General features: G+C 70.5%; 25 protein-coding genes and 3 tRNA genes. 19 read left to right on the forward strand and 9 right to left on the reverse strand.

Annotated elements, in window-relative coordinates; genetic code table 11:
- Window positions 1-33 precede the first annotated feature (33 nt).
- From H343_RS0126790 to H343_RS33085, 3 genes are all read left to right on the forward strand, one after another.
- Window positions 34-108 (forward strand) — tRNA-Asp (locus H343_RS0126790).
- A gap of 161 nt (window positions 109-269) precedes the next feature.
- On the forward strand, window positions 270-932 hold the full coding sequence (locus H343_RS33080; RefSeq protein ID WP_051266130.1) for a DsbA family protein: 663 nt from the start codon (window positions 270-272) through the stop codon (window positions 930-932).
- 46 nt (window positions 933-978) lie between these two features.
- Window positions 979-1,167, forward strand: coding sequence for a DUF6274 family protein (locus H343_RS33085; protein ID WP_037905352.1), 189 nt, complete (start codon window positions 979-981; stop codon window positions 1,165-1,167).
- Window positions 1,168-1,712: 545 nt separating this feature from the next.
- Here the strand turns inward: H343_RS33085 and bldC are convergent.
- Together bldC and H343_RS0126810 are read right to left on the reverse strand one after the other, a co-directional pair.
- Complete coding sequence (gene bldC / locus H343_RS0126805) at window positions 1,713-1,919, reverse strand: developmental transcriptional regulator BldC (protein ID WP_027749187.1); 207 nt, start codon at window positions 1,917-1,919, stop codon at window positions 1,713-1,715.
- A gap of 532 nt (window positions 1,920-2,451) precedes the next feature.
- On the reverse strand, window positions 2,452-3,327 hold the full coding sequence (locus H343_RS0126810) for a DUF8083 family protein (RefSeq protein ID WP_028433639.1): 876 nt from the start codon (window positions 3,325-3,327) through the stop codon (window positions 2,452-2,454).
- A gap of 195 nt (window positions 3,328-3,522) precedes the next feature.
- On the opposite strand from H343_RS0126810, the gene H343_RS0126815 reads away from it, so the two are divergent.
- Window positions 3,523-4,683 carry a Glu/Leu/Phe/Val dehydrogenase dimerization domain-containing protein gene (locus H343_RS0126815; protein WP_028433640.1) on the forward strand — a complete coding sequence of 387 codons (1,161 nt, stop codon included), beginning with the start codon at window positions 3,523-3,525 and terminating at the stop codon, window positions 4,681-4,683.
- A 270-nt stretch (window positions 4,684-4,953) separates the two neighbouring features.
- Window positions 4,954-5,202 (forward strand): DUF3073 domain-containing protein, encoded by a 249-nt coding sequence (locus tag H343_RS0126820; protein ID WP_028433641.1) that lies wholly within the window; start codon window positions 4,954-4,956, stop codon window positions 5,200-5,202.
- A 110-nt stretch (window positions 5,203-5,312) separates the two neighbouring features.
- Here H343_RS0126820 and purM read toward each other — a convergent pair whose 3' ends face one another.
- The 4 genes from purM to H343_RS0126840 all read right to left on the reverse strand — a co-directional run bounded on the left by purM (window position 5,313) and on the right by H343_RS0126840 (window position 10,095).
- Window positions 5,313-6,389 (reverse strand): phosphoribosylformylglycinamidine cyclo-ligase, encoded by a 1,077-nt coding sequence (purM, locus tag H343_RS0126825; protein WP_028433642.1) that lies wholly within the window; start codon window positions 6,387-6,389, stop codon window positions 5,313-5,315.
- 68 nt (window positions 6,390-6,457) lie between these two features.
- On the reverse strand, window positions 6,458-8,029 hold the full coding sequence (purF, locus tag H343_RS0126830) for an amidophosphoribosyltransferase (protein WP_028433643.1): 1,572 nt from the start codon (window positions 8,027-8,029) through the stop codon (window positions 6,458-6,460).
- Between the two features lie 110 nt (window positions 8,030-8,139).
- Window positions 8,140-8,946 carry a maleylpyruvate isomerase family mycothiol-dependent enzyme gene (locus tag H343_RS0126835; protein ID WP_028433644.1) on the reverse strand — a complete coding sequence of 269 codons (807 nt, stop codon included), beginning with the start codon at window positions 8,944-8,946 and terminating at the stop codon, window positions 8,140-8,142.
- Between the two features lie 141 nt (window positions 8,947-9,087).
- Window positions 9,088-10,095 (reverse strand): LacI family DNA-binding transcriptional regulator, encoded by a 1,008-nt coding sequence (locus tag H343_RS0126840; protein ID WP_028433645.1) that lies wholly within the window; start codon window positions 10,093-10,095, stop codon window positions 9,088-9,090.
- A gap of 207 nt (window positions 10,096-10,302) precedes the next feature.
- Between H343_RS0126840 and H343_RS33090 the strand changes: the two genes are divergently transcribed.
- The 5 genes from H343_RS33090 to H343_RS33100 all read left to right on the forward strand — a co-directional run bounded on the left by H343_RS33090 (window position 10,303) and on the right by H343_RS33100 (window position 16,291).
- Window positions 10,303-11,625 carry an extracellular solute-binding protein gene (locus tag H343_RS33090; protein ID WP_486587074.1) on the forward strand — a complete coding sequence of 441 codons (1,323 nt, stop codon included), beginning with the start codon at window positions 10,303-10,305 and terminating at the stop codon, window positions 11,623-11,625.
- On the forward strand, window positions 11,622-12,524 hold the full coding sequence (locus tag H343_RS33095) for a carbohydrate ABC transporter permease (protein ID WP_051266136.1): 903 nt from the start codon (window positions 11,622-11,624) through the stop codon (window positions 12,522-12,524). Before H343_RS33090 ends, H343_RS33095 begins: the two co-directional genes overlap by 4 nt.
- A gap of 5 nt (window positions 12,525-12,529) precedes the next feature.
- Window positions 12,530-13,444 carry a carbohydrate ABC transporter permease gene (locus H343_RS0126855; protein ID WP_028433646.1) on the forward strand — a complete coding sequence of 305 codons (915 nt, stop codon included), beginning with the start codon at window positions 12,530-12,532 and terminating at the stop codon, window positions 13,442-13,444.
- A 177-nt stretch (window positions 13,445-13,621) separates the two neighbouring features.
- A complete protein-coding gene (gene arfA, locus H343_RS0126860; protein ID WP_028433647.1) occupies window positions 13,622-15,151 on the forward strand; it encodes an arabinosylfuranosidase ArfA in 1,530 nt (509 codons plus the stop codon).
- Between the two features lie 291 nt (window positions 15,152-15,442).
- Window positions 15,443-16,291 carry a polysaccharide deacetylase family protein gene (locus H343_RS33100; protein WP_078506148.1) on the forward strand — a complete coding sequence of 283 codons (849 nt, stop codon included), beginning with the start codon at window positions 15,443-15,445 and terminating at the stop codon, window positions 16,289-16,291.
- Window positions 16,292-16,414: 123 nt separating this feature from the next.
- On the opposite strand, the gene purL is transcribed toward H343_RS33100, so the two are convergent.
- From purL to purS, 3 genes are read right to left on the reverse strand one after another with little or no spacing between them, the layout of a single operon-like run.
- Window positions 16,415-18,727, reverse strand: a complete 2,313-nt coding sequence (gene purL / locus H343_RS33105) for a phosphoribosylformylglycinamidine synthase subunit PurL (RefSeq protein WP_051266141.1) — start codon at window positions 18,725-18,727, stop codon at window positions 16,415-16,417.
- Entirely contained in the window at window positions 18,724-19,410 is a 687-nt protein-coding gene (purQ, locus tag H343_RS0126875) for a phosphoribosylformylglycinamidine synthase subunit PurQ (protein WP_028433648.1), read from the reverse strand. Before purQ ends, purL begins: the two co-directional genes overlap by 4 nt.
- A complete protein-coding gene (gene purS, locus H343_RS0126880) occupies window positions 19,407-19,679 on the reverse strand; it encodes a phosphoribosylformylglycinamidine synthase subunit PurS (RefSeq protein ID WP_028433649.1) in 273 nt (90 codons plus the stop codon). Before purS ends, purQ begins: the two co-directional genes overlap by 4 nt.
- Window positions 19,680-20,089: 410 nt before the next feature.
- On the opposite strand from purS, the gene H343_RS0126890 reads away from it, so the two are divergent.
- The 9 genes from H343_RS0126890 (at window position 20,090) to H343_RS0126930 (ending at window position 25,675) form a co-directional block, all read left to right on the forward strand.
- Window positions 20,090-20,407 carry a histone-like nucleoid-structuring protein Lsr2 gene (locus H343_RS0126890; RefSeq protein WP_028433650.1) on the forward strand — a complete coding sequence of 106 codons (318 nt, stop codon included), beginning with the start codon at window positions 20,090-20,092 and terminating at the stop codon, window positions 20,405-20,407.
- Window positions 20,408-20,514: 107 nt separating this feature from the next.
- A tRNA-Gly gene (locus H343_RS0126895) sits at window positions 20,515-20,586 on the forward strand.
- An 80-nt stretch (window positions 20,587-20,666) separates the two neighbouring features.
- A tRNA-Gly gene (locus tag H343_RS0126900) sits at window positions 20,667-20,739 on the forward strand.
- 155 nt (window positions 20,740-20,894) lie between these two features.
- Window positions 20,895-21,878, forward strand: a complete 984-nt coding sequence (locus H343_RS33110; RefSeq protein WP_051266144.1) for an ABC transporter ATP-binding protein — start codon at window positions 20,895-20,897, stop codon at window positions 21,876-21,878.
- The gene (locus H343_RS0126910) at window positions 21,875-22,687 is read left to right on the forward strand and encodes an ABC transporter permease (protein ID WP_051266148.1); all 813 of its coding nucleotides are present in this window, start codon (window positions 21,875-21,877) and stop codon (window positions 22,685-22,687) included. Before H343_RS33110 ends, H343_RS0126910 begins: the two co-directional genes overlap by 4 nt.
- 20 nt (window positions 22,688-22,707) lie before the next feature.
- Window positions 22,708-24,027 (forward strand): sensor histidine kinase, encoded by a 1,320-nt coding sequence (locus H343_RS33115; RefSeq protein ID WP_486587068.1) that lies wholly within the window; start codon window positions 22,708-22,710, stop codon window positions 24,025-24,027.
- Window positions 24,028-24,089: 62 nt separating this feature from the next.
- Window positions 24,090-24,692, forward strand: a complete 603-nt coding sequence (locus tag H343_RS0126920; protein ID WP_028433652.1) for a response regulator — start codon at window positions 24,090-24,092, stop codon at window positions 24,690-24,692.
- A gap of 547 nt (window positions 24,693-25,239) precedes the next feature.
- Entirely contained in the window at window positions 25,240-25,413 is a 174-nt protein-coding gene (locus H343_RS35415) for a hypothetical protein (protein ID WP_158679626.1), read from the forward strand.
- An 82-nt stretch (window positions 25,414-25,495) separates the two neighbouring features.
- A complete protein-coding gene (locus H343_RS0126930) occupies window positions 25,496-25,675 on the forward strand; it encodes a hypothetical protein (RefSeq protein ID WP_028433653.1) in 180 nt (59 codons plus the stop codon).
- The last annotated feature ends 112 nt before the right edge of the window (window positions 25,676-25,787 follow it).

A 25,787-nucleotide genomic window follows, 5' to 3' on the forward strand; every position in this document is an offset into this window, starting at 1 on the left:
TCGCCGGGCCTGGCCCGGGCGCCGTACCGGCAAGGTCCTGTGGAGCAGTTTGGAGTGCTCGCCACCCTGTCAAGGTGGAGGCCGCGGGTTCAAATCCCGTCAGGACCGCAGAGTGCGAACGATCGACAGCCCGTTCCCTTTCCAGGGGCGGGCTGTTTTCGTTGTCGTATCCTTGCGGCTTTCGTCGTCCGTGCCGGGCGGGGCGTGCCCCTGCGGCCCCGGCCCGGACATACGGAATCCGACGAGACCCCGGCGACGCGGAGCGAGCGATGACGGTCCCCCGGTGTGCGACGGCCGATTTCTGGTTCGACCCTTCCTGCCCGTACACGTGGCTGACCTCGCAGTGGCTCGTGGAGGTCACCAAGGTCCGCCCGGTGGAGGTGCGTTGGAACCTGATGAGCCTCTCGGTGCTCAACGAGGGGCGCGAGGACGACCCGGAGGGCGACCCGGAAGGCTGGCTGCGGGTGCCGGTGCGGATATGCGCCGCCGTGCGGCAGGAGTACGGGCAGGAGGCCCTCGCAAGGTTCTACACAGCCCTGTGGACGGGCGGGAGCGAGCCGGAGGAGGGCGTCGGGCGGGAATGGCTCAACGACCTGCGTGACTCGCTCGAGCGGGCCGGGCTCCCCCCGGCACTGGCCGCTGCCGGCACGTCGGAGGCGTACGACGCGGCCGTACGCGCATCGCACGACGAGGCGGTCTCGCTCGTCGGCCCCGATGCCGGGACGCCTGTGATCGCCGTGGACCGGGCCGACGGCGGGGGACGTACGGCCTTCTTCGGGCCCGTCATCTCGCGCGTCCCGACCGGGCAGGAGGCCGCGCGCCTGTGGGACGGAGTCCTGCTCACGGCGGGGACGGCGGGGTTCTGCGAACTCCGGTCGAGGCAACCGCTGTCCGGACAGCGAGCGGCACCGGCGACACGCACCACTCCTTGACGGCATCCCGCTGCGCAGGTACGCCTCCAAGGGGAGGTGAGCGATCGTGGGTACGGCTTCACGGGGCCCCCGGCACCACGAGACCCGGGCACTGTTGCGCGCACATCTGTCGGCCGCCACCCGGTACCGTCACGTGACGCGCCACTGCCCGATCTGCCACCGGCTGGTGCGCCTCGCGATGGAACGCGAGACGGACGGGCCCACGGACGGCGCCGGCAACGCTGCGTCCAAGTAGTCAACGCCCGTTCCGCTTGCGGGAGTTGGACCCGGCTCCCGGGCGACGTGCCCGAGCCGGGACGACGGACCGGGACGACGGACCGGGACGACGGGCCCGGCCCCCAGCGGGCCGCCCAATACCCCGGAGCAGCGGCCCCTCACAAGTGGCGGAGGATGTGACGGGAGTCACCGATTCCGCTGCGGATGTGGCGGAACTTACGGGCTTCTCACTACCCGTCAATTTAATATGTGCAATTGCACCACGCCCCGCAGGCGCCGCCGGCAACCTCCACAGGCGCTCCGTCGCTCCCAACTCACCTGCCTCCTACGCCAGTCGGGCCGTCCGCAAGGTGCGGCCCGAACGGGCAGGCACGGACGAGGACACCCGCGTACGGGCATCGCCCCACGCCAGAGAAGCACAAAAAGATCGCGCCGGACCCGGCGGAGTCCAGCGCGATCAACGACCAAGCGCTGTTGGGGACAGCGGCCTGACGTTTGGTGCTGAGGGCGCCGACACGGGGTGTGGGCCCCGAATGCGCCCGGATATGCAGTTATTTCGCCTGATCAAACCTCACTGCGCTGCTGCGGGATGCCCGCCAGCAGTGCGCGCACCTCCGCCTCGCGGTAACGGCGGTGGCCGCCGAGCGTGCGGATCGACGTGAGTTTGCCTGCCTTTGCCCAGCGTGTGACCGTCTTCGGGTCCACGCGGAACATCGTGGCTACCTCAGCCGGGGTCAACAGCGGCTCGGCATCAGGGGTGCGAGCGGTCATGAGCGGCCTCCTCGGAGGAACCGAACCATACGGTTCTTTCCTTAAATTCTGCACCTTGGCCCGTGTTGCCCGATATGGACGTACGCGGGCCGAGTCGGTTATAGGACGAACGGCTTGTCCTCGGCACTACAACTACACCATCTGTCCAGCCACGTCGGCCAAACCGATGGAATTGCCCTCCGAGGTGTCCAACCTCGACGGAAGCCGATGGACCGTCCCATAGCGGACAGTCACCCCACCGTGACGATCAGTCACAGCAGGACCAAACAGCACCAGCCCCACCAAGGAGGGCAATACCGATCTATCCGACCAAAGTTGGATGGATGAAGCCCCCGTCGAGCTCCTTGTCCTATTTTGACACGAGGGACGGGTCTGAGAGCAAGGCCCCGGAAAGTGCTGTCCGTCACGCTTGAGGCTTTGGCCCCTTTCGGGACCTTGGTCCTGGAGGTCCGTGACGTTCTGCAAACCCCGTGATCGCTTGCCCGCGTTCAGTTCACGAACGCACCGTGAACCGAGACACCGACCCGCGTGGTCAGTTCCCGAACTGCAGTTCCCGCACAGCCCGCCAGCGGTCCGTCAGCCGCTCGTACGCGACGCCGGCCCGTTCCCCGTCTCCCTCGCGCAGTGCCTCGATCCCCTCCGCGACATCCGCCGCGGAGTGGTCCTCGGCCAGCTGCTCTTCAGGGATCGCGTGCGCCAGGCCGCCGTAGTCCAGTTCGACGAGAGAGCGCGGATGGAATTCCTCCAGCCACCGACCCACGTCTACCAGGCCTTCGACGAGCGGCCCCTCCTCCAACTCCTCGCGGAGCACCTTCAGACCACGGGCGAGACGGCGCCTCGCCTGGACCATCGGTGTGCGATAGCGGAGGACGAACTGCTGAACGCTCTCCTCACCGCTTCCGGGCTTCGCAAACTCTTTCTCTTCCGAAGAAAAAAGAACGAACCAGCGCACGGGCACATGCCAGAGCGCCGTTCTGATCCACGGACGGGCGTCGGGGTTGCGGGTCAGCCAGCGCTCGTAGTCCGCCGCGGCCTGGCGCCTGACCACCGGCGGCACCGCCGCGTCCAGCACCGTCTGCGGCATCGCCACCTCCTGCTCACCCGCCGCCTGCGACAGCGCCGAGAGCGCCTGCCAGCCGCGCAGCCGGGTACGCCAGGGGCATACGCAGACCACTCCGTCCACTTCCGCCACGAAGGCGTCGGCACTCTCCCGCTCGGGCACCGCGACAGGCGGCACCGGCAGCAGATCGGCCAGCGAGCGCCGCAGCTCGTCCTGAGCCGTCGGCACGCGCTCCCGCTTCGAGTACCGCACCCAGTGCGCGCGCTCCGCTTCCGGAAACGCTGCCAGTGGCTCGTACACCCGCAGATACGCCGCGTACGGGACGATGGCCGACGCCTGCTGAGCCACGCGTTTCCTCCAAGTGTTCCGGGGCGGGACCCCCGTCCGCACCCTCGCGGACGGGCTACGGAGACAGTTGACTACCACCGATCGTTGCACCGCAACGATGCCGCCGCCCGCAGGCCGTACCCTGCTGTCGACCGGCCCTCCCCGCCGTTCCGCGCCACAAGCACGGAAGGCGACAAAGAGGGCGTACACCGCGACATAGGAGTCACTACCGTGACTGACGTACGTCCCTCCCCGCAGCACTCCTCGCAGGCGCCCACCGTCAGCGCCGAGGGAGCGAGCGGTTCCACGGTCCTGGGGACCCTCTTCCAGTCCGAGCAGGGCGGCCACGAGCAGGTGGTGCTGTGCCAGGACCGCGCGAGCGGCCTCAAGGCGGTGATCGCCCTCCACTCCACCGCCCTCGGGCCCGGCCTCGGCGGGACCAGGTTCCACGACTACGCCGACGAGGAGCACCCCGAGGAGGCGGCGCTGCTCGACGCGCTCAACCTCGCCCGCGGCATGTCCTACAAGAACGCGATGGCCGGCCTCCCGCACGGAGGCGGCAAGGCCGTGATCATCGGCGACCCCGGGAGGGCCAAGACGGAGGAACTCCTCCTGGCCTACGGACGCTTCGTGGCCTCCCTGGGCGGCCGCTACGTCACCGCCTGCGACGTGGGCACATATGTGCAGGACATGGACGTCGTCGCCCGCGAGTGCCGCTGGACGACCGGCCGCTCCCCGGAGCAGGGCGGCGCCGGCGACTCCTCCGTGCTCACCGCCTTCGGCGTCTTCCAGGGCATGCGCGCCAGCGCGCAGCACCTGTGGGGCGCCCCCACGCTGCGCGACCGCACGGTGGGCATCGCGGGGGTCGGCAAGGTGGGCCGCCATCTGGTGAGGCACCTCCTGGAGGACGGGGCACGCGTCGTGGTCACGGACGTACGGCAGGAGTCCGTGGAGCGGGTGCGTGCGGCGCATCCGCAGGTCGAGGTGGCCGCCGGCACGGAGGCGCTGGTGCGGTTCGAGGGCCTGGACATCTACTCGCCGTGCGCCCTGGGCGGCGCCCTCGACGACGCCACGGTGCCGGTGCTCACCGCCCGTGCCGTGTGCGGCGCGGCCAACAACCAGCTCGCGCACCCCGGCGTCGAGAAGGATCTCGACGACCGCGGCATCCTCTACGCGCCGGACTACGTCGTGAACGCCGGTGGCGTGATCCAGGTCGCCGACGAGTTGCTGGGCTTCGACTTCGCACGTGCCGAAGCAAAGGCTGCAAAGATCTTCGACACCACTCTGTCGATCTTCGACCGGGCGCGGACGGACGGCGTGCCCCCGGCAGCCGCGGCGGACCGCATCGCGGAGACGCTCATGGCCGGCGGGAAATGACAGCCGGACGACCGTGCGGGAAGTCTTCCCACGACCCCTCGGCGGGTCGATACTCGGGCACACGGTAAAATCAGAAGCTGACCAGCGAAGAGAGAAGCGTCGGGTACGCCGGTCGGCGCTCGTGTCGTGCGGGCGACGTACCGTAGGGCCGCGGAAGCAGGTACCGTTGAAGCCCTACGGGCCTCTCTCTCCTTCGAGGGTCCGCACTGAATTATGAACGCGTGTCAAGACTCTGGGGCCGTCGAGCCCCGTCGTTGAGGGGGTCGAGCCATGGGGCGCGGCCGGGCCAAGGCCAAGCAGACGAAGGTCGCCCGCCAGCTGAAGTACAACAGCGGTGGGACTGATCTGTCGCGCCTGGCTGAGGAGCTGGGCGCATCGACGTCGAACGAGCCGCCGAACGGCGACCGCTTCGAGGACGATGAGCTGGAGAACGATCCGTACGCACAGTACGCGGACGGGTACAACGACGAGGAGGACGACAAGTCCTCCGACTCTTCGGCGCAACAGCGCCGGGGCTGACGTCCACAGATCCCTGCCCGGTCCGGCGGAAGCCGGACCGGGTTCTGTGCTGTTCCGGGGAGTGGTTCCGCGGCGCGCATTCCCCGCCGCCGGCCCCACGGCCGGTGCGCTCAGCGCGCATAGTCACCCGCGAGAGTTACCGCCTCGGCCTCGTTCACCCGTTCGGTGATCTCTCCCGCGACCCAGGCGTGGACACCGCGCTCCTCGAGCGTCGCCAGCGACGCCGCCACCGACTCCTGCGGGACGACGGCGACCATGCCGACGCCCATGTTGAGCGTGGCCTCCAGCTCCGGACGGGCGACCTCGCCTGCCTTGCCGACAAGGGAGAAGACCGGGGCGGGCGTCCATGTGCCGCGGTCGACCCGCGCGTGGAGGGCTTCGGGCACGACGCGGGCGAGGTTGCCGGCGAGCCCGCCGCCGGTGATGTGTGCGAAGGCGTGCACCTCGATCGTACGGGTGAGGGCCAGGCAGTCGAGCGAGTAGATCCTGGTGGGCTCCAGCAGCTCCTCGCCGAGGGTGCGGCCGAACTCCGGTACGTACCGCTCCAGGGCCCAGCCGGCGCGTTCGAAGAGCACGTGCCGCACCAGCGAGTACCCGTTGGAGTGAAGACCGGAGGAGGCCATCGCGATCACCGCGTCCCCCGTACGGATGCGATCCGCGCCCAGCAGGGCATCGGCCTCCACCACGCCCGTACCGGCGCCGGCGACGTCGTACTCGTCGGGACCCAGCAGGCCGGGGTGCTCGGCGGTCTCGCCGCCGACCAGCGCGCATCCCGCCAGGGCGCAGCCCTCGGCGATGCCCTTGACGATCTGAGCGACGCGTTCGGGGACGACCTTGCCGACGCAGATGTAGTCGGTCATGAACAGCGGCTCCGCGCCGCAGACGACCAGATCGTCGACGACCATCGCCACGAGGTCGTGGCCGATGCTGTCGTGCTGGTCCATGCGCTGGGCGACGGCGACCTTGGTGCCCACACCGTCGGTGGCCGAGGCCAGCAGGGGGCGTTCGTAGCGCTTGAGCGCGGAGGCGTCGAAGAGCCCGGCGAAGCCGCCGAGCGCGCCCACCGACTCCGGGCGCTGGGCCTTCCTGACCCATTCCTTCATGAGCTGGACGGCGCGGTCACCCGCCTCGATGTCCACGCCGGCCGCGGCGTAGCTGGCACCGGAACCGGAAGATTCAGCAGGCATGACCGTCAGCTCTCTCGGATCGTCTGTTGGCATGGGGAGGGGGCGCGGCGCGGCGGGAGCGGCCGGGGCTACGGGCGGCGCAGGGCGTCGGCACCGCCGATGCCCGCGGTCAGCCTCCCGACACCGTCGACGTCGGCGTCCGAGGGAGAGGGGGCGGGCGCCTCCGGCTCCCGCAGATGCTTGCCGAGCAGCTCCGGGTCGGGCAGCTCCATCGGGTACTCGCCGTCGAAGCAGGCGCGGCACAGCTGCGGCTTGGCGATCGTGGTCGCCTCGGTCATGCCGTCGATCGAGATGTACGCCAGGGTGTCCGCGCCGAGGGACTTGCCGATCTCGTCGACGGTGAGACCGTTCGCGATCAGTTCGGCGCGGTTGGCGAAGTCGATGCCGAAGAAGCAGGGCCACTTGATGGGCGGCGAGGAGATGCGCACGTGCACCTCGGCCGCGCCGGCCTCGCGCAGCATCCTCACCAGGGCGCGCTGGGTGTTGCCCCGCACGATCGAGTCGTCGACCACGACGAGACGCCTGCCGCTGATGACTTCCTTGAGCGGGTTGAGCTTGAGGCGGATGCCGAGCTGCCGGATGGTCTGGCTGGGCTGGATGAACGTACGGCCCACGTAGCTGTTCTTCACCAGGCCGCTGCCGTAGGGGATGCCGCTGGCCTCGGCGTAGCCGATGGCGGCGGGAGTGCCCGACTCGGGTGTCGCAATGACGAGGTCTGCCTCGGCCGGTGCCTCCGCCGCGAGCTTGCGGCCCATCTCCACGCGCGAGAGGTAGACGTTGCGGCCGGCGATGTCGGTGTCCGGGCGGGCGAGATAGACGTACTCGAAGACGCAGCCCTTGGGCTTTGCCTCCGCGAAACGGCTGGAGCGGAGACCGTCCTCGTCGATGGCGACCAGCTCACCCGGCTCGATCTCGCGGATGAAGCTCGCGCCCACGATGTCCAGGGCGGAGGTCTCGCTCGCCACGACCCAGCCGCGCTCGAGGCGGCCCAGGACGAGGGGGCGTACGCCCTGGGCGTCACGGGCCGCGTAGAGCGTGTGCTCGTCCATGAAGACGAAGGAGAAGGCACCCTTCACCCGGGGCAGGACCAGCGGGGCCGCCTGCTCGACGGTGAGCGGGGTGCCGTCCTCGTCGGTCTGGCCCGCCAGCAGGGCGGTCACCAGGTCGGTGTCGTTCGTCGCCGCGACACGTGTCGCACGGCGGCTGCCCGGTTCGGTGACCTGCTCGGCCACCATCCCGGCGAGCTCGACGGTGTTGACGAGGTTGCCGTTGTGCCCGAGGGCGACCGAGCCGTGCCCCGTGGCGCGGAAGGTCGGCTGGGCGTTCTCCCACACGGACGCGCCCGTCGTCGAGTAGCGGGCGTGCCCCACGGCGATGTGGCCGCGCAGGGAGCCGAGGGAGGTCTCGTCGAAGACCTGAGAGACCAGGCCCATGTCCTTGAAGACCAGAATCTGGGAACCGTTGCTCACAGCGATACCCGCGGACTCCTGACCGCGGTGCTGCAGCGCGTACAGACCGAAATATGAGAGCTTCGCGACCTCTTCCCCGGGGGCCCAGACTCCGAAGACGCCGCAAGCGTCCTGGGGGCCCTTCTCAGCGGGGAGCAGGTCGTGGCTGAGTCGTCCGTCACCACGTGGCACGTCACCGAGTCTAGGACAGGTGGCGCCTTGCTCCGAATCGGGGACAGGGCCAGCGGAACGGGTGACACCCCCGCTACCTGTGGTCACGCGCCGGGAGCGCCCCTTCCGGCTCAGCCGAGCAGCGGCAACAGGCCCCGCAGATCGGCCCGTTCGCCGCCTGCCGAGACCGCGCCGGCCTTGCGGGCGTCCGTCCAGGCGACCCGGCCCGTGGCGAGCCTCACCCATGTCAGCGGATCGGTCTCGACGACGTTGGGGGGCGTGCCGCGGGTGTGCCTCGGCCCCTCGACGCACTGGACGACGGCGAACGGCGGCACCCGCACCTCGACGGAGCCGCCGGGGGCCTTGACCGCCAGGGTGTCCGTGAGCAGCCGCACGGTGGCCGCGAGCGCCCGGCGGTCCAGAGTGACCGCGCCCCCGGTGGCGCGGGCCAGGTCGTCACTGTGGACGACGAGCTCGACGAGCCGGGTCACGGTGAAGTCGAGCATCCGCATGGCGCCCGCTCCGTGCGGGATGAGCAGGTCCTCCCGTACGGCCGACTCCAGCACCGGTTCCAGCTGCGCGACGGCCTCGTCGATGCGGGCGGGGGCGTCCGCCGTGCGCTCCGCCTCCTCGCGGGTCTCGCGGTCCAGGGCGTCCGCCGCCTTCGCGGTGGAGAGCGCCCAGGCGGGGAGGTCCACCCGGGGCGTTCCGGCGGTGGACTCGGGGCCGGCCAGGAAGCGCGGCAGCGCGTCGATCTGCAGCGCGATGTGGACGAGGAGGTGGTGCACGTCCCAGCCGGGCAGCCCCGAAGGGAGGGCGCGCTGCCCGGCGGTGAGCGCGTGCGCGGCGGCGGTGACGGCCTCGACCTGGCCGATGAGGGCCTGGCGGACCCTGGCCGGGTCGTAGCCACGGGGCTTGCTGCGTCTGGCTGGCGGCATGGTCATGAGGTTAGAGGGTGCGGCTGTGGTCCCGTCACGCGCGGAGCGTTCCCTCCCGCGGCGGGGCGTCCCGTCCCGTGGGGGGTGTGCATGGGACGTGGGGGCGTGGGCGGGGGGCGTGGGACGCCGGGGCCGTGCGCGTCAGGCCGTGCTCTCGCGGGAGACCAGCCTGTGCGCGGCGTGCAGCGTGGAGTGCGGTGCCTCCGGGTCGCCCGCTATGCGGGCCAGGAGTGCCTCCACGGCGAGCTGTGCGAGCTGCGGCTTGTCGGGGGCGACGGTGCTGAGGGAGGGGACGCTGAAGCGTGTCTCCTCCACGTCGTCGAAGCCGATCACGGCGACGTCGCCCGGGACCGTGCGGCCCGCGTCGTGGACGGCGCGTACGACGCCGGAGGCGAGCAGGTCGGAGAAGCAGAAGACCGCGTCCGGCGGCTCCCGGAGGGCGAGCAGGGCGTGCATCGCGTTCATGCCGTCGGTGCGTGTGAAGGCGGGGACGAGCGGGGTCAGCTCCGGCCGGTGCGGCAGGCCGGCCGACTCCAGTGCCCTGAGATAGCCGCGGGCGCGCTGGTGGGAGGTGGTGAAGAGCGGGTCGGACTGGAAGCCGACGGCGGCGACGCGGCGGCGGCCCCCGGCGATCAGATGGGCGGTGGCCTCCTGCGCGGCGAGGACGTTGTCGATCAGGACGTGGTCGGCGGGCACCTCGTAGTCGCGCTCGCCTAGCAGGACGAGGGGGACGCGCCGCTCACGGCGGGCCAGGGTGACCTGGTCGAGCCGGACCGGGGAGAGGAGCACCCCGTCGATGAGGGGGTCGGAGAGGCCGCAGGCGACGCGCAGTTCGGCCGCGGGGTCGCCACCGGTGTCCTCGATGAGGACGGAGACGTCGTGCTCACGGGCTGCGTTGATCACCGCGGTGGCCAGTTCGGCGAAGTAGGGCTGCACGAGCTCGGGGACGGCCAGCGCGATGACGCCGCTGCGGCCGGTACGCAGGTGGCGGGCCGAGGCGTTGGGGCGGTAGTCCAGCTCGGCGACGGCGCTGAGGACACGCCGGCGGGTGGATTCGGCGACGCGGGTGTTTCCCCGTACGACGTTGGAGACCGTCTTGATCGAGACGCCCGCCCGCGCGGCGACGTCCTTGAGTCTCGCCCCTGACATTCCGCTCCCCTCGGGACCTGGCCGCTCCCGCCCTGCCCGGTCCCGCTCCGCCCTGCCGCTCACCCCGCGGCCAGAAAGATCCGTCCGATGTGTTGACGTCAGATTACGCCCTCAGTACAACGTTGCAACAACGGCTGAGCGGGGCCCGAGGGGCGACTGCCGGCCGTCCGCTGCTGTTGATTCCAACGTTGGACGGGCGTGGTGCGCATGCATGGCAGGAGGAGTTTCCTCGGCGCTGTCGGTTCGCTCGCCGCCGCCGGGGCGCTCAGCGGATGCAGCACCACGGTCGGTCAGGCCTTCACCGGGTCCGCCGGCCCGTCCTCGCTGCTGAACTTCTGGCACCCCTTCACCGGAGGGGACGGCGCCCAGCTCGTCGCCATGCAGGACACCTACCGCAGGCGCAACCCCGGCACCGACCTGAAGTCGACCACCCTGGTCTGGGGCGCCCCGTACTACACGAAGCTCACCCTCGCGACGCTCGGGGACCGCCCGCCCCAGGTGGCCATCACCCACATGTCGCGGCTGCCCACGCTGGCCGCGTCCGGTCTGCTGCGGGAGATATCCCGCTCCGAACTGGCCGGGCACGGCATGCCCGCGAGCCGCTTCAGCAAGCCCGCCTTCGGCAGGGCCCAGCTCGACGGGAGGCTCTACGCGCTCCCGCTGGACACCCACCCCTTCGTGCTCTTCTTCCGCAAGGAGATCGCCGAGAAGGCCGGGCTGCTCGACGGCGGGGGCAGGCTGACGGACATCGACGGCCCGGACAAGTTCATCGACGCGATGCGTGCGGCCAAGGAGGTCACCGGCGTCTGGGGCGGCTCCGTCGCCTCCATCAAGGACCCCGGCACCAACTGGCGGCTCTTCTGGTCCCTCTACCGGCAGCTCGGCGCCGACCTCGTCACCGACGGCGGCCGCAAGGTGGTGATGGACGTGGGAGCCGCGGAGGAGGCCCTCGCCTACATCCGGCGGATGAGCGCGGAGAAGCTGATTCCCACCGGCATCGACTACACCAGCTCGCTGACACTGCTGACCTCGGGCAAGGCCGGATTCCTGATGGACGGCGAGTGGCAGCTCCCCGCCGTGCGGGACGCGGTGAAGGACGACTTCGACATGCGCACCTTCCCGCGGATCTTCCACGACGGTCCGTACGCCTGCGCCGCCGACTCGCACGCCTTCGTCCTGCCGGCAGCCCCGTCCAAGGAGGCCCAACGGGCTGACACGGCGCTGGATTTCACCCGTTCGATGCTCGACGCCAGTCTGGAGTGGGCCAAGGGCGGCCACATCCCCGCGTGGCAGCCGACCGCACGCTCGGACGCCTACCGCGGCCTGACCCCGCAGACGAACTACGCCTCCGCCGCGGACGGAGCGGCCTACGACCCGGCCGCCTGGTACTCGGGCGCGGACAGCCTCCTCTACCGGCGGTGCGCGAGCGTCATCTCCTCCGTGCTGGGCGGCCGCACCCGCCCGGGCCCGGCGGCGGACCGCGTCCACGCCGCCGTGCGCGAACTGGCCAGGATGGAGGCGCCCGTATGAGCACCGTGACCGGCGCACGCACGACCACGGGCAGCCGCTGGACGGCTTCCGGGATGCTGCTGCCCTTCGGGGCGTTCTATGTGGTCTTCCTGCTCGGCCCGATCGTCTACACGGCAGTCGCCGGCCTCTTCAACGGCAGCCTGGTCAAGGACGGACTGGGCGACTGGGTCGGCGTGGGCAACTACGCGGAGGCGCTGGGCGCCGCGGAGTTCTGGTCCAGCCTGGGCAACACCCTGTGGTTCACGGTGCTGACGACAGTGCCGCTGGTCGTCCTCGCGCTGGTACTGGCCCTGATGACGGACCGCTTCTCACGCGGCAAGTGGTTCTTCCGGCTGGCCTTCTTCGCACCCTTCATGCTGCCGTCCTCGGTGATCTCGATGCTGTTCATGTGGATCTACGCGGACGAGATCGGGCTGGCCCAGGCCACGGTCAAGCTGCTCGGCGCGCGGACGGCGCCCTCCTGGCTGGGCGACCCCGACTGGGCGATGATCTCGATCGCCGTCGCGACCGTCTGGTGGACGGTCGGCTTCAACTTCGTCATCTATCTGGCCGCGCTGCAGGAGATACCCCGCGAGGTGCACGAGGCCGCCGCGATCGACGGCGCGGGGCCCTGGCAGCGGATGCGGCTCATCGTCGTCCCGATGCTGGGGCGGGCGACGACGCTGGTGGCGGTGCTGCAACTCGTCGCGTCGCTCAAGGTCTTCGACCAGATCTACATGATGACGAACGGCGGCCCGGAGGACTCCACGAGGCCCTCGCTGCTGTACGTCTACCAGACCGGCTTCACCGACAGCCGGGTCGGCTACGCCTCGACGGTGGCGCTGCTGCTGTTCGTCATCATCCTGCTGATCTCACTCGTCTGGTTCGCCCTGATCCGGCGCACCGAGAAGGAGGGCTGAGCGCGATGGCCACCGTCACCTCGGCGGGCGCCGGCACCCCGGACGCGGCGCACGGACGTACGGGCAGCGCGGGACGGGGCGGCAACCGGCCGGCACGCGCCGACTCCGAACGGCTCTTCAACAGGGTCACTCTCGGCGCGCTGATCGCCCTCGCGCTGCTGTGGCTGCTCCCGCTCGCGTGGGCGGGGGCCACCTCGATCCGTCCCCCCGGCGAACTCGCCACCGATCCCACCTCGTGGATCGCGGACAACCCGACACTCGCCAACTACCGGGAGGTCCTGGCGGGGGGCCGCATCCCGTACTGGTACGTCAACAGCTTCATCACCGCGGCGCTGACGACGCTGCTGACTGTGGGCACCGCCTCGCTGGCGGCCTTCGCGCTCTCCCGGCTGAACTTCCGCTACCGCAGGCCGGTCTTCCTGCTCATCCTCGCGGGCGTCATGATCCCGCCGCAGCTGCTGATGATTCCGCACTTCCTGACGCTGCAGGCCACCGGGATGCTCAACACGTACTGGGCGGTCATCCTGCCGCAGGTGCCGAACGTCGTCGCCGTCTTCGTCTTCAAGCAGTTCTTCGACGGCATCCCGTCCGAGCTGACCGACGCCGCGAGGGCGGACGGCGCGAGCTGGCTGCGCGTCTACGCGCAGATCGTGATGCCGCTGTCCCGGCCCGCCGTCTCCGCGGTGACGATCTTCGTCTTCGTCTGGACCTGGAACAACTTCCTGTGGCCTCTGCTGGCCGTCACGGACCCGCAGATGATGACGCTGCCCGTCGGGCTGACCTCGGTGCAGGACGCCTTCGGCCTGCCCCAGGCCCAGCTGATGGCCTCGGCGGTACTGGGCGCGCTGCCGCTGCTGACCGTCTTCCTCTTCTTCCAGCGCCGGATCGTCGAGGGCATCGCGGGCACGGGGCTCAAGTGACCGCCCGGCACAGGGTTCGAGTGACCGCCCGGCACGGGGCTCAAGTGACCGCCCGGGACGGACCCGGAGCGACCGGCCGCCCGCCGCCCGCCGCCTCGTCGTGCCCCGCCCGCACGACCGACCGTCCGAGCGCGTCCCCGACACGACCCCTCTAGTCCAGGGAGAGGCATCCACCGCATGACCGACCAGCCTGCCGCCACCGCCCGCATCACCCTCGACGCCGACTTCACCCTCGGCACCGTGGACCCGCGCCTGTATGGGACCTTCGTCGAGCACATGGGCCGCTGCGTCTACACGGGCATCTACGAGCCCTCCCACGCCGCCGCCGACGAGCACGGCTTCCGCGACGACGTGGCCGCTCTCGTACGGGAGCTGGGCACCGGACTCGTGCGCTACCCCGGCGGGAACTTCGTCTCCGGCTACCACTGGGAGGACGGCGTGGGCCCCGCCGCGTCCCGCCCCCGCCGCCTCGACCTGGCCTGGCGCAGCATCGAGACGAACCAGGTCGGCACCGACGAGTTCCTCGGCTGGGCCCGCCGGCAGGACCTGGACCCGATGATGGCCGTCAACCTCGGCACCCGCGGCATAGACGCGGCCCGGGCCCTCGTCGAGTACTGCAACATCCCCGGCGGCACTGCCTGGTCGGATCTGCGCGTACAGCACGGCACCCGCGACCCGCACGGCGTTCGGCTGTGGTGCCTGGGCAACGAGATGGACGGCCCGTGGCAGACAGGCCACACCACGGCCACCGGGTACGGGCGGCTCGCGGCCGAGGCGGGGAAGGCGATGCGCCAGGTCGACCCCTCCATCGAGCTTGTCGCGTGCGGAAGTTCCAACGCGGGAATGCCGACGCTCGGCGAGTGGGAGCGGGAGGTCCTGCACCAGACCTACGACGAGGTCGACTACCTCTCGCTGCACGCCTACTACGAGGAGAAGGACGGCGACCGGGCCAGTTTCCTCGCCAGCGGCGCCCAGATGGACGCCTACATCGCCGGCATCGTCGCCACCGCCGACCACGTGCGGGCCGTGCGCCGCGCACGCAAGCGGATGCTGCTCTCCTTCGACGAGTGGAACGTCTGGTACCAGTCCCGTTTCCCCGGCGAGCGCGCCCTCCCGCTGGAGGAGACGCCACGCCTCATCGAGGACACCTACAGCGTCACGGACGCCGCCGTCGTCGGCTCGCTGCTGATGACGCTGCTGCGGCACGCGGACAGGGTGGCCATCGCCTGCCTCGCGCAGCTCGTCAACGTCATCGGCCCGATACGCACCGAGCCGGGTGGCCCCTCCTGGCGGCAGGCCACCTTCCACCCCTTCGCGCTGACCGCCCGGTACGCGCGCGGCACGGTGCTGCGTACGGAGGTGGCCGCACCGGTCATCGAGACGCGGCAGCACGGGCCCGTGGCGGCCCTGGACTCGGCCGCCACGCTGGACGAGGAGACCGGGGCCCTGACCGTGCTGGCGGTCAACCGGGCCCAGGAGCAGAGTCTGGGGCTGCGGGCGGCGCTGCGCGGTTTCGGCCCGGCGTACCGCGTCGTCGAGCACCTCGTGATCGCCGACGACGACCCGGACGCGGTGAACACCCAGGACGACCCCGACCGTGTCAGGCCCCGCCCGGCCGACGGCACCCGGGTCACGGGCGAGGGCGAACTGGAAGCGGTCCTGCCGCCCGTCTCCTGGAGCATGATCCGGCTGGCGCCCCTGGACTGACGCTCTCTCCGGGAAGGACTGACCTAGTGCTGTGGCCGGGAAGGTTCACCGGCTCGCGACGCCCGGCACGGCACCTCGCTGCGTTGTCGGAGTCGCCCGAGTACGCCCAGTACGAGGACGATCCTCCGCCTTGCGATGCACCGCACCGGACGCCGCGAGCTACCCGGCAAACCTTCCCGGCCACAGCACTAGCAGCACCCCACCCGCGCGCGGCGGAGGCGGGCTGAGGCGTACGGGTGATATCACCTTCTGTTCATGTGTGAACACGCTCAGGCACGGCAGTACGTACGCATGACTTCTCGCTCACACACCACCTCCCGACGCATCTTCCTGGGCGGAGCGCTCCTCGCCGGAGCCTGCGCCACCCACGTCACCGGTGCCGCCGCCGCGAGCCGCGCCCCCGGCACGAGCGCCGCCGGCGGGCACCGTGCGGCAGGCGGTCCGCAGAACTACCGGCTGCGGCCGCAGACCGGTGCGGCGACTCACGCACCTCGCGCGAGCGCGGCCGTCACCTACACCGTGGACGCCCCGGAGGGAGGCGAGGTCGCGCTGACCTTCGACGACGGGCCCGACCCCGCCCACACCCCCGAGGTGCTGGAGGTACTGCGCAGACACCGGGTGCACGCGACGTTCTTCGTACTCGGCGAGAACGCCGAGGCCAACCCCGGACTCCTCCAGGCGATAGCGGACGGCGGCCACCGAATAGGCAACCACTCGTGGAGCCACCCCCTGCTGACCCGGCTCAGCAACGAGGAGGCCCGCGAGGAGTTCGTCCGTACGAGCGAACTCATCACCGGCGCGGTGGGGGCCCCGCCCGCCCTCTCACGCGCCCCGTACGGCGCGTGGAACGAGGAGACGCTGGCGATATCCGCCGAACTCGGCATGAGCCCGCTGGGATGGTCGGTCGACACGTGCGACTGGAAACAGCCCGGGGTGCCGCAGATCGTCTCGACGGTCCTGGAGAACGTCACTCCGGGAGCGGTCGTCCTCTCCCACGACGGCGGTGCGGACTGCTCGCAGAGCGTCACCGCGCTGCGCCACTACCTTCCGCGGCTCCTGGACTCCGGCTGGAGCCCCGTACTGCCGCCCGTGCCGCACAGCGCCGCCGTACGGGCCCGTATGAGCCCGGCACTGACGTGACCGCCCATCCGCGCCGCGCCCGCCGCGGACACCGCCCGGCCCGTACCCGCCACCCGGCATGCGGGCACCACCCGGCCCGCGGGCACCGCGTGCGATGCCCGCACCCCCGTGCGCGGCCGGCTCTCAGCCGAAGAGGGCCGGGAGCGTGGCCTCGTGCGCCTCGCGGATCTCCTCCAGCGGAATGCTGAACGAGCCCTGCACCTCGATCGCGTCCCCGTCCACCACGCCCACGCGCGCGGCCGGCATTCCGCGGGCCGCGCACATGTCGTTGAAGCGGACCTCCTCGCTGCGCGGAACCGCGACCAGCGCGCGTCCCTGCGACTCGGAGAAGAGGAAGACGAACGGCGACAGCCCCTCCGGCACGACGACGCGGGCGCCCCTGCCGCCCTTGAGGCAGGACTCGGCGAGCGCCTGCACGAAGCCGCCGTCGCTCAGGTCGTGGGCTGCGTCGACCATGCCGTCCCGGGAGGCGGCGATGAGGATCTCGGCGAGCAGGCGCTCCCGCTCCAGGTCGACGGCCGGCGGCAGCCCGCCCAGGTGACCGTGCGCGACCTGCGACCAGGCCGAGCCGCCCAGCTCCTCGCGGGTGTCCCCCAGCAGGTAAAGCAGGCTGCCCTCCTGCGCGAAGCCGATCGGCGTGCGGCGGCTCACGTCGTCGATGACGCCGAGCACGCCCACGACCGGCGTCGGGTGGATCGCGGCCTCGCCCGTCTGGTTGTAGAGCGAGACGTTGCCGCCGGTGACGGGGGTGCCCAGCTCACGACAGGCGTCGGCCAGGCCGCGGCATGCCTCGGCGAACTGCCACATCGCCGCCGGGTCCTCCGGCGAGCCGAAGTTGAGGCAGTCGGTGACGGCCAGCGGACGCGCGCCGGTCGCGGCGACGTTGCGGTAGGACTCCGCAAGCGCGAGCTGCGCACCGGTGTAGGGATCGAGCTTGGCGTAGCGGCCGTTCCCGTCGGTGGCCACGGCGACGCCGAGGCCCGTCCCGGCGTCGACGCGGATCATGCCGCCGTCCTCGGGCTGCGCGAGCACGGTGTTGCCGAGGACGTAGCGGTCGTACTGGTCCGTGATCCAGGACTTGGCGGCCTGGTTCGGCGACGAGATCATCGCGAGGACGGCGGCGCGCAGCTCCTCACCGGTGCCGGGGCGCGGCAGCGCGGCGGGGTCGTCGGCCTGGAGCCCGTCCTGCCAGGAGGGGCGCTCGTACGGCCGGTGGTAGACCGGGCCTTCGTGTGCGACGGTGCGCGGCGGCACGTCGACGATCTGCTCGCCGTGCCAGTGGATCTCCAGCCGCTCGCCCTCGGTGACCTCTCCGATGACGGTGGCGGTGACGTCCCACTTCTCGCAGATCTCCATGAAGCGGCCGACCTTGTCCGGCTCGACCACGGCGCACATCCGCTCCTGCGACTCGCTCATCAGGATCTCCTCGGGGGAGAGCGAGGAGTCGCGCAGCGGCACGGTGTCCAGCTCGACGCGCATGCCGCCGCTGCCGGCGCTCGCCAGTTCGGACGTGGCACAGGACAGGCCCGCCCCGCCGAGGTCCTGGATGCCCGCGACGAGCCTCTCCCGGAAGATCTCCAGGGTGCACTCGATGAGCAGCTTCTCCTGGAAGGGGTCGCCGACCTGCACGGCGGGGCGCTTGGCGGGCCCCCGGTCGGGACTGGCTTCTTCGAAGGTCTCGGACGCGAGCACGGAGACCCCGCCGATCCCGTCGCCGCCGGTGCGGGCGCCGTAGAGGACGACCTTGTTGCCGGTGCCGGATGCCTGGGCAAGGTGGATGTCCTCATGCTTCATCACACCCACGCACAAGGCGTTGACCAGTGGGTTTCCCTGGTAGCAGTCGTCGAAGACGGCTTCGCCGCCGATGTTGGGCAGGCCCAGGCAGTTGCCGTAGCCGCCGATGCCCGCGACGACGCCGGGCAGCACCCTCCTGGTGTCGGGGTGGCCGGCGGCGCCGAAGCGCAGCGGGTCCATCACGGCCACGGGGCGGGCACCCATGGCGAGGATGTCGCGGACGATGCCGCCGATGCCGGTGGCGGCGCCCTGGTAGGGCTCGATGTAGCTGGGGTGGTTGTGCGACTCGACCTTGAAGGTGACCGCGTAGTCCTGGCCGATGTCGACGACGCCGGCGTTCTCTCCGATGCCGACGAGCAGCGCGTCGCTCCGCGGTGCCTTCTCGCCGAACTGCTTCAGATGCACCTTGCTGCTCTTGTAGGAGCAGTGCTCGGACCACATCACCGAGTACATGGCGAGTTCGGCGCCCGTGGGGCGGCGGCCGAGGATCTCGCGGATGCGTGCGTACTCGTCCTCCTTGAGGCCGAGTTCGGCCCAGGGCTGGCCGGTGGCCGGGGTGTCCGCGGCGTGCTTGACGGTGTCGAGAGCCGCACGGGACGCGGGCGGCTGGGAGGACGCGGGCTGCTGCGGGGACGGCGTCATGCGGTGACCAGCCTCTTGAGTACCGAGGTGAAGAAGCCCAGCCCGTCGGTCGTCGGCCCGGTCAGGGTCTCGACGGCGTGCTCGGGATGCGGCATGAGGCCGACCACGTTCCCGGCCTCGTTGGTGATGCCCGCTATGTCGCGGCGGGAGCCGTTGGGGTTGCCGCCGGTGTACCGGAAGACGACACGGCCCTCGGCCTCCAGGGCGTCCAGGGTGCGCTCGTCGGCGACGTAGCCGCCCTCGCCGTTCTTCAGCGGGACGGTGATCTCCTGGCCCGGGGCGTAGTCGGCCGTCCAGGCGGTGTCCGCGCGCTCGACGCGGAGTCTCTGGTCGCGGCAGACGAAGTGCAGGTGGTCGTTGCGGGTCAGGGCGCCCGGCAGCAGATGCGACTCGCACAGCACCTGGAAGCCGTTGCAGATACCCAGCACCGGCATGCCCGCACGCGCCTGTTCGAGCAGCGGTTCCATGACGGGGGAGAAACGGGCGATGGCTCCGCAGCGCAGATAGTCGCCGTAGGAGAATCCTCCTGGCAGAACGACCGCGTCCACCTGGTGCAGATTCTTGTCGCGGTGCCAGAGGGCGACGGGTTCGCCGCCCGCGAGAGAGACGGCGCGCCGTGCGTCGCTGTCGTCGAGCGATCCGGGGAAGGTGACGACCCCGATACGGCCGATACCGCCGCTCACGCCGGTGTTCCCTGAGCGGGCTCGCCGTCCTCGACGCGGACGGTGAAGTTCTCGATCACGGTGTTCGCCAGGAAGGTCTCGGCGAGTTCGCGGATGCGGGCCAGCACGTCGTCGGTGACGGGCTCCGCCACCTCGAGTTCGAAGCGCTTGCCCTGGCGTACGCCGTCGACGCCCCCGAAACCGAGACGGGGCAGTGCGCGCTGCACCGCCTGTCCCTGCGGGTCGAGGATCTCCGGCTTCAGCATGACGTCGACTACGACGCGAGCCACAGGTACTCCCGGTGATGGTGGTGGTGCTGGAGCGCTGGTACGTGCCGCGGCCGGCCGGAAGTGCCTCCGAGGAGGAACGCACCGGCCAGGAACGGGGCGACGCGTCCGCAAGCGTACCGGTCCGGAGAATCTACGCGTGTTGATATCCCGCCCGCCGCGGCTTTCCGCGGCCCTGCCGGATCGCGGCGGCCACCCGCAGCTCTGGGAAAAATGCCGTGAAAAAAGTATGGTCCCGATTGCGGTCTGACACGCGAGTCGAAATACTCTCGCTTCACATTGCAAAGCCCGCCGCTGTACAAAAGATAAAGACACCGCCCCCAATCCTCCGGATCACTCGCACCCTGGCTGCGGCGTGCGGGTACGAAAGCCGAGTGATCCAATTCGTGAACCTGATGGAAGGTCCGATATCCGTGGCGCAACGCGTAGTGGTGACACTCTCCGACGACATCGACGGCGGAGAGGCATCGGAAACGGTCTCCTTCGGGCTCGACGGGAAGTCGTACGAGGTCGACCTCAACCTCGACAACGCGAAGAAACTGAGGGAGGAGCTGGCCCGCTTCGTGGAGGCCGGCCGCAAGCGTGCCAAGTCGGGCAAGGCCTACCACCGCACCTCGGTCGCCCCGGACCCGCGGGCCGTACGCGCCTGGGCCGAGTCCAACGGCTTCGAGGTGCCCGCGCGCGGCCGCATCCCGAAGAAGATCTACGACGCCTTCAACGCCTCCCGCTGACTCCTGGCCCGGCCCGTACGACGGGCCGGGCGGCCCGACTTGCCACACACCCCGGGTGATCCGCTAGAGTCTGGCCCGTCGCCGCAAGGGAAACCTTCCGGGGCCACGCGGGTGTAGCTCAGTAGTAGAGCGCCCCCTTTCCAAGGGGGAGGCGCAGTGTGCGATTCCTGTCACCCGCTCTCTCCTTCACCGGCCTGCATCGGAAACGATCAGGTAAGGTGAGGGACGCGCCACTCGGTGGAAAGCCGGGTGGAAGCACGCGGACGTAGCTCAGCTGGTAGAGCGCAACCTTGCCAAGGTTGAGGTCGCGAGTTCGAACCTCGTCGTCCGCTCGGTTCAGACAGGGCCCCGGTCATCGGCCGGGGCCCTGCTGTTGCCTTACGCGCCGCCCTCCGTGCGTTCCGCACGGCCGCCGTATGACGTTCGTCATCCGCACTCATGACAGCGGCCACTCCCCACCGGCCCGTCCGCGCGGAAGGATGTGGCCATGGATGCGATCGAGGTCGAAGGACTCAAACGGCGATACTCAAAGGGTTTCGAAGCCGTGCGCGGCGTCTCGTTCTCGGTGCGCGAAGGAGAGATCTTCGCGCTGCTCGGGACGAACGGTGCGGGCAAGACCTCCACGGTCGAGCTCCTCGAAGGGCTCGCCCGGCCGAGCGGGGGTCAGGTCCGGGTGCTGGGTTTCGACCCGTACTCGGAGCGCACCGCGGTACGTCCGCGTACCGGCGTGATGCTGCAGGAAGGCGGCTTCCCCTCCGAACTGACGGTCACCGAGACCGTACGGATGTGGGCGGGCTGCACCAGCGACGCACGCCCCATCGGCGAGGTACTCGAACAGGTCGGCCTCTCCGGCCGGCGTGCGGACGTACGCGTGAAGCAGCTCTCCGGCGGTGAACGCAGGCGCCTGGACCTGGCGATGGCGCTCATCGGCCGTCCCGAGGTGCTCTTCCTGGACGAGCCGACCACCGGCATGGACCCCGAAGGGCGCCGGGACACCTGGGAGTTGGTGCGCCAGCTGCGGGCGGCCGGCACGACCGTCCTGCTGACGACGCACTATCTGGAGGAGGCCGAGGAGCTGGCCGACCGGCTGGCCATCATGCGCTCCGGTCGCATCGTCACCGCCGGCACCCCGGACCAGGTCGTCGCCGAGCGGCCGTCCAGCATCCGCTTCACGCTGCCGGAGGGCGTACCGCCGCAGACGCTGCCGCACACGCTGCCGCAACCCACGCTGCGGGGGCAGCGCGTGGAGGTCCGTACGCCGCAGCTCCAGGACGCCCTGACCGACCTGCTGCTGTGGGCCCGGCAGACCGGTGTCGAGCTGCACGGCCTGCACGCGCGTACCGCGACGCTCGAAGAGGTGTTCCTGGAGATCGCTCAGCTGGCCTCCGACGAGGACGAGGCCGGCACGGCCGGCGGCGAGGGCGAGCCCGGCGCGGCGGCGCCCGACGAGAAGGAGGTGTCGCCCGTATGACCACCACGGACGCGACCACGATGAACGCACCCCGCAAGGTCACCAGCTCGGGCACGGGGCGCCGGCTGCGCTCCCTCGGCCGGGCCGAACTGACACTGCTGATGCGGAACAAGGCGGCGCTCTTCGTCGCCCTCGCAACTCCCGTGCTGCTGACGGTCCTGATGCGGCAGACCGCCGACGGTATGAACCTCTCGGGCACCGGGCTGTCCATGGGCACCGTGCTGGTGCCGGGGTCGATCGGCTACGTCCTGGTCTTCGCCGTGTACGCCAACATGACGGGCATCTACGTCACCCGTCGCGAGGAGTTGGTGCTCAAACGGCTGCGTACCGGTGAGGCCAGCGACAACGAGATCCTCACCGGAGCCTCGCTGCCGTCGGTGATCCTCGCGCTCGGGCAGTGTGTGCTGCTGCTCGGGGTGGGTGCCGTCCTGCTCGACCTCAAGGCGCCCGAGCGGCCCGAACTCGTCGCCGCGGGGCTGCTGCTGGGGCTGGCGATGATGGTGCTGATCGCCGCGGTCTCCGCCGCGTTCACCAAGACCACCGAGGCGTCGCAGATCACCTCGTTCCCGTTCATGGCGGTCTCCTTCGTCGGTTCGGGCATCGTGGTTCCGCTCGACGTGATGCCGGACACGCTGGCCAACATCTGCTCGCTGCTGCCGGTCTCGCCCGTCATGGAACTGGTGCGCGGCGGCTGGGTCGGCACGCTGGACGGCATGGACACGCTCAAGGCGCTGGGTGTCGCGGTCGTTTGGATCGTGCTCGCGGTGTTTGCTGTACGCCAGTGGTTCCGCTGGGAGCCGCGGCGATAGACACAGACACGGGACGACCGGTGAGGAGTTCCGGTGAGGAGCGCGGCCACGTGATCGGCTGGTGGATGTCGCCCAGGTACCGCCGGTGGCAGGAACGCAGCAGCCACGAGCAGGTCGAGGCGTCGACACGGTGGATGCTCGTCCTCTACGCGTGGGCGATGCTGATCGGCTTCGTCGTCCAGCTCCTGCCGAACACCGGCCCGGGCGCGCTTCCGCTCGCGCTCGCGTGGTCCGTCCTCGTGATGGGTCTGGTGCAGTGCCTGCTGTGCACGGGGCTGCTGCAGCAGGCCATGGACAGCTACCTGGGCACGCGCACCATCTCCTGGGCCCGGCTGGGACTGCTGGCCGGGCCGATGGGGGTCATGTCCGCGCTGACGGTGACCCTGGTCGCACTCGATGCGGTCGAAGGGGGTGTCACCGTCGGCCTTGCGCTGTACGGCACACTGGCGCCGTTCGCCCTGACCTTCGGTCTGGCGGTGCCGCGCCGTACGGCCGCGTTGACGCTCGGCGTGTTCGTCGTCATCGCAGTGACAGCACTGGCCGCCGCCGGCATGCCGTGGGCGAACGTGGCGGCGGCGGCCATCGTGCTGGGCCTGGGCAACTTGATCTCCGTCTTCACCGGCAGGTCCTCCGCCTGGTACATCGCCGTCGTCCGTGAGTTGGAGGAGGCGCGCGGCGTGCAGGCACGGCTGGCGGTCGCGGAGGAGCGGCTGCGCTTCGCCCGCGACCTGCACGATGTGATGGGACGGAACCTCTCGGCGATCGCGCTCAAGGGCGAACTGGCCGTCCAGCTGGTGCGGCGCGGGGCGCCCGCGGAGACGTCCGTGGAGCAGATGACCGAGGTGCAGCGGATCGCACGTGAGTCGCAGGCGGAGGTACGGGCGGTGGTGCGCGGCTACCGCGAGGCCGACCTGGCCACCGAGGTCGCCGGCGCCCGTGGCATCCTGCGTGCCGCCGGCGTCGACTGCCGGGCCGAGACCGACGACTCGCGCCTTCCGGGGACGGTGCAGGCGGCTCTCGGCTGGGTCGTGCGTGAGGGTGCGACGAACGTGCTGCGGCACGCGGACGCCACCTGGTGCACGGTGCGGGTGGGCACGGACGAGACCGGCGGCAACGCGCTGCTGGTGATGGAGAACGACGGGGTTCACGCGCCCGCCGGTGCGCGCGGCGGCTCGGGGCTGGCGGGACTGCGGGAGCGTCTCGCCGGGCTGGACGGCACACTGCGTGTGGCGGGAGAGGGCGAGAGGGGTACGTTCCGGTTGACGGCCGAGGTTCCACTCGGCGGCCGTCGGGCGGGGGACGGCGGCACGGCCCCGGGCGGGAAGGGAACGGCGGAGTGAGCGGGAATCAGGAGTCTCCGGCACGGCGGAGTGACGACACGGCGGGCGGCGGAGCCCGTCCCATCCGCGTGCTCCTGGCCGACGACGAGCATCTGATCCGCGGTGCTCTGGCCGCCCTCCTCGCGCTGGAGGGGGACCTGACGATCGTCGCCGAGGCCGCGTCCGGTCCGGAGGCGGTGGCGATGGCGCGCGCGAACGAGCCGGACGTGGCCGTGCTCGATCTGCAGATGCCGGGGGCGGACGGTGTGAAGGTCGCGACGCAGCTGCGCGACGCGCTGCCCGCGTGCAGGAACATGATCGTGACCAGCCACGCGCGTCCGGGACATCTCAAGCGGGCACTCGCGGCGGGGGTGCGGGGTTTTGTGCCCAAGACGGCTTCCGCACAGCAGCTCGCGGAGATCATCCGCGCGGTGCACTCCGGAGTCCGCTACGTGGACCCGGAGTTGGCGGCGGACGCGATCAGCGCCGGCGACTCGCCGCTGACGGCCCGTGAGGCGGAGCTGCTGGATCTGGCCGCGAACGGCGCTCCGGTCGCGGAGATCGCTCAGCGGGCCTCGCTGACGTCTGGGACGGTGCGCAACTACCTCTCGGCGGCCGCGGCGAAGCTGGGCGCGGAGAACAGACACGCGGCCGCGCGCATCGCCCGCGAGCGGGGCTGGCTGTAACGGCACATGGCCGTACACGGCGGTACAGGGCGGGACACGGCGGTACAGGGCCCGTGCCAACCACCCGGCCGGGGCCAATCCGGACTTTCTCGGCCGCACGGTCGAAGCCGGTGGAAGCAGAGCGGACCCGGATATCCTTCACCATCCAGATTTACCCTTGCCGAACCCCGTGCGAATTCCTCAGGATTGAGCTTTACTTGAGCTTAGTTTCCGGCGGCCTGGAAACCCAACACTGGCCAGTAACATCCTGGTTCAGACCTTCACCTTCCGTGGCATGAAGCTGTCGTGCTGCCCTGCAGCAAACTGTCACGAATTCCTCTTCAACGGCTCGGCCGATACTGGCATCTTCATCCCTGCGGAAGCGAACCCAGACATTGATGCCGGGGTGAGCGTGCGCACAGATACCCGCTTCGCTCGAGTTTTTCGGTGACGACCGAAAACTCACCCGACGGGGGACCGCGCTCGTTTCCATCCCGGGGTTCCTGGCTTCGAGGCCTTTCGTGCACAACTGCCAGCCACGTCTCACGAAGAGCACAGGAGGAATCCCATGCTGGAAGAGAAGCTGAACCTTCGGATCCAGGACGAGCTCCACGAGGGCCACACCGGCGAGATCGCCGAAGAGGCCACCCCGGTGCTCGCCACCCCGGCCCTCGCCGGTGCCTTCGTCGGCGGCGCGGCCGTCGTGACCGGCGCGTACGCGGCCGGCCAGGCTGTCGGCTGACCACCGCACCACACGCCGGCCGTCACCTGACCTGCGGCCGGAACCACCGCCGAAAGACATCGACCAGAACAGGAGTGTGCGCATGAACGACGTTACTTCGCACATCAACAAGTCCGCGGAGCTGTCCGCTGTCGAGATCACCGACGCCGACGGCGTCGTCTTCACCGACTACACCCCCGTGATGGGTACCCCGGGCGCCTTCCTGGGCGGCGTCGCCATCGCTTCGGCGACGGTCGCGGCCTTCGAGGCGGGCCAGGGCTGAATCCCTGCAGCAGCCCCGTAATCAGGCGGTCACGTAGTACCCCCTTCTGCGCGACCACGTGATATCGGGACTCTCCCGGTCGGCCGGTCATCGCACCGGCCGGCCGGGTAGC

This window comes from Streptomyces sp. TAA204 (assembly GCF_000424965.1).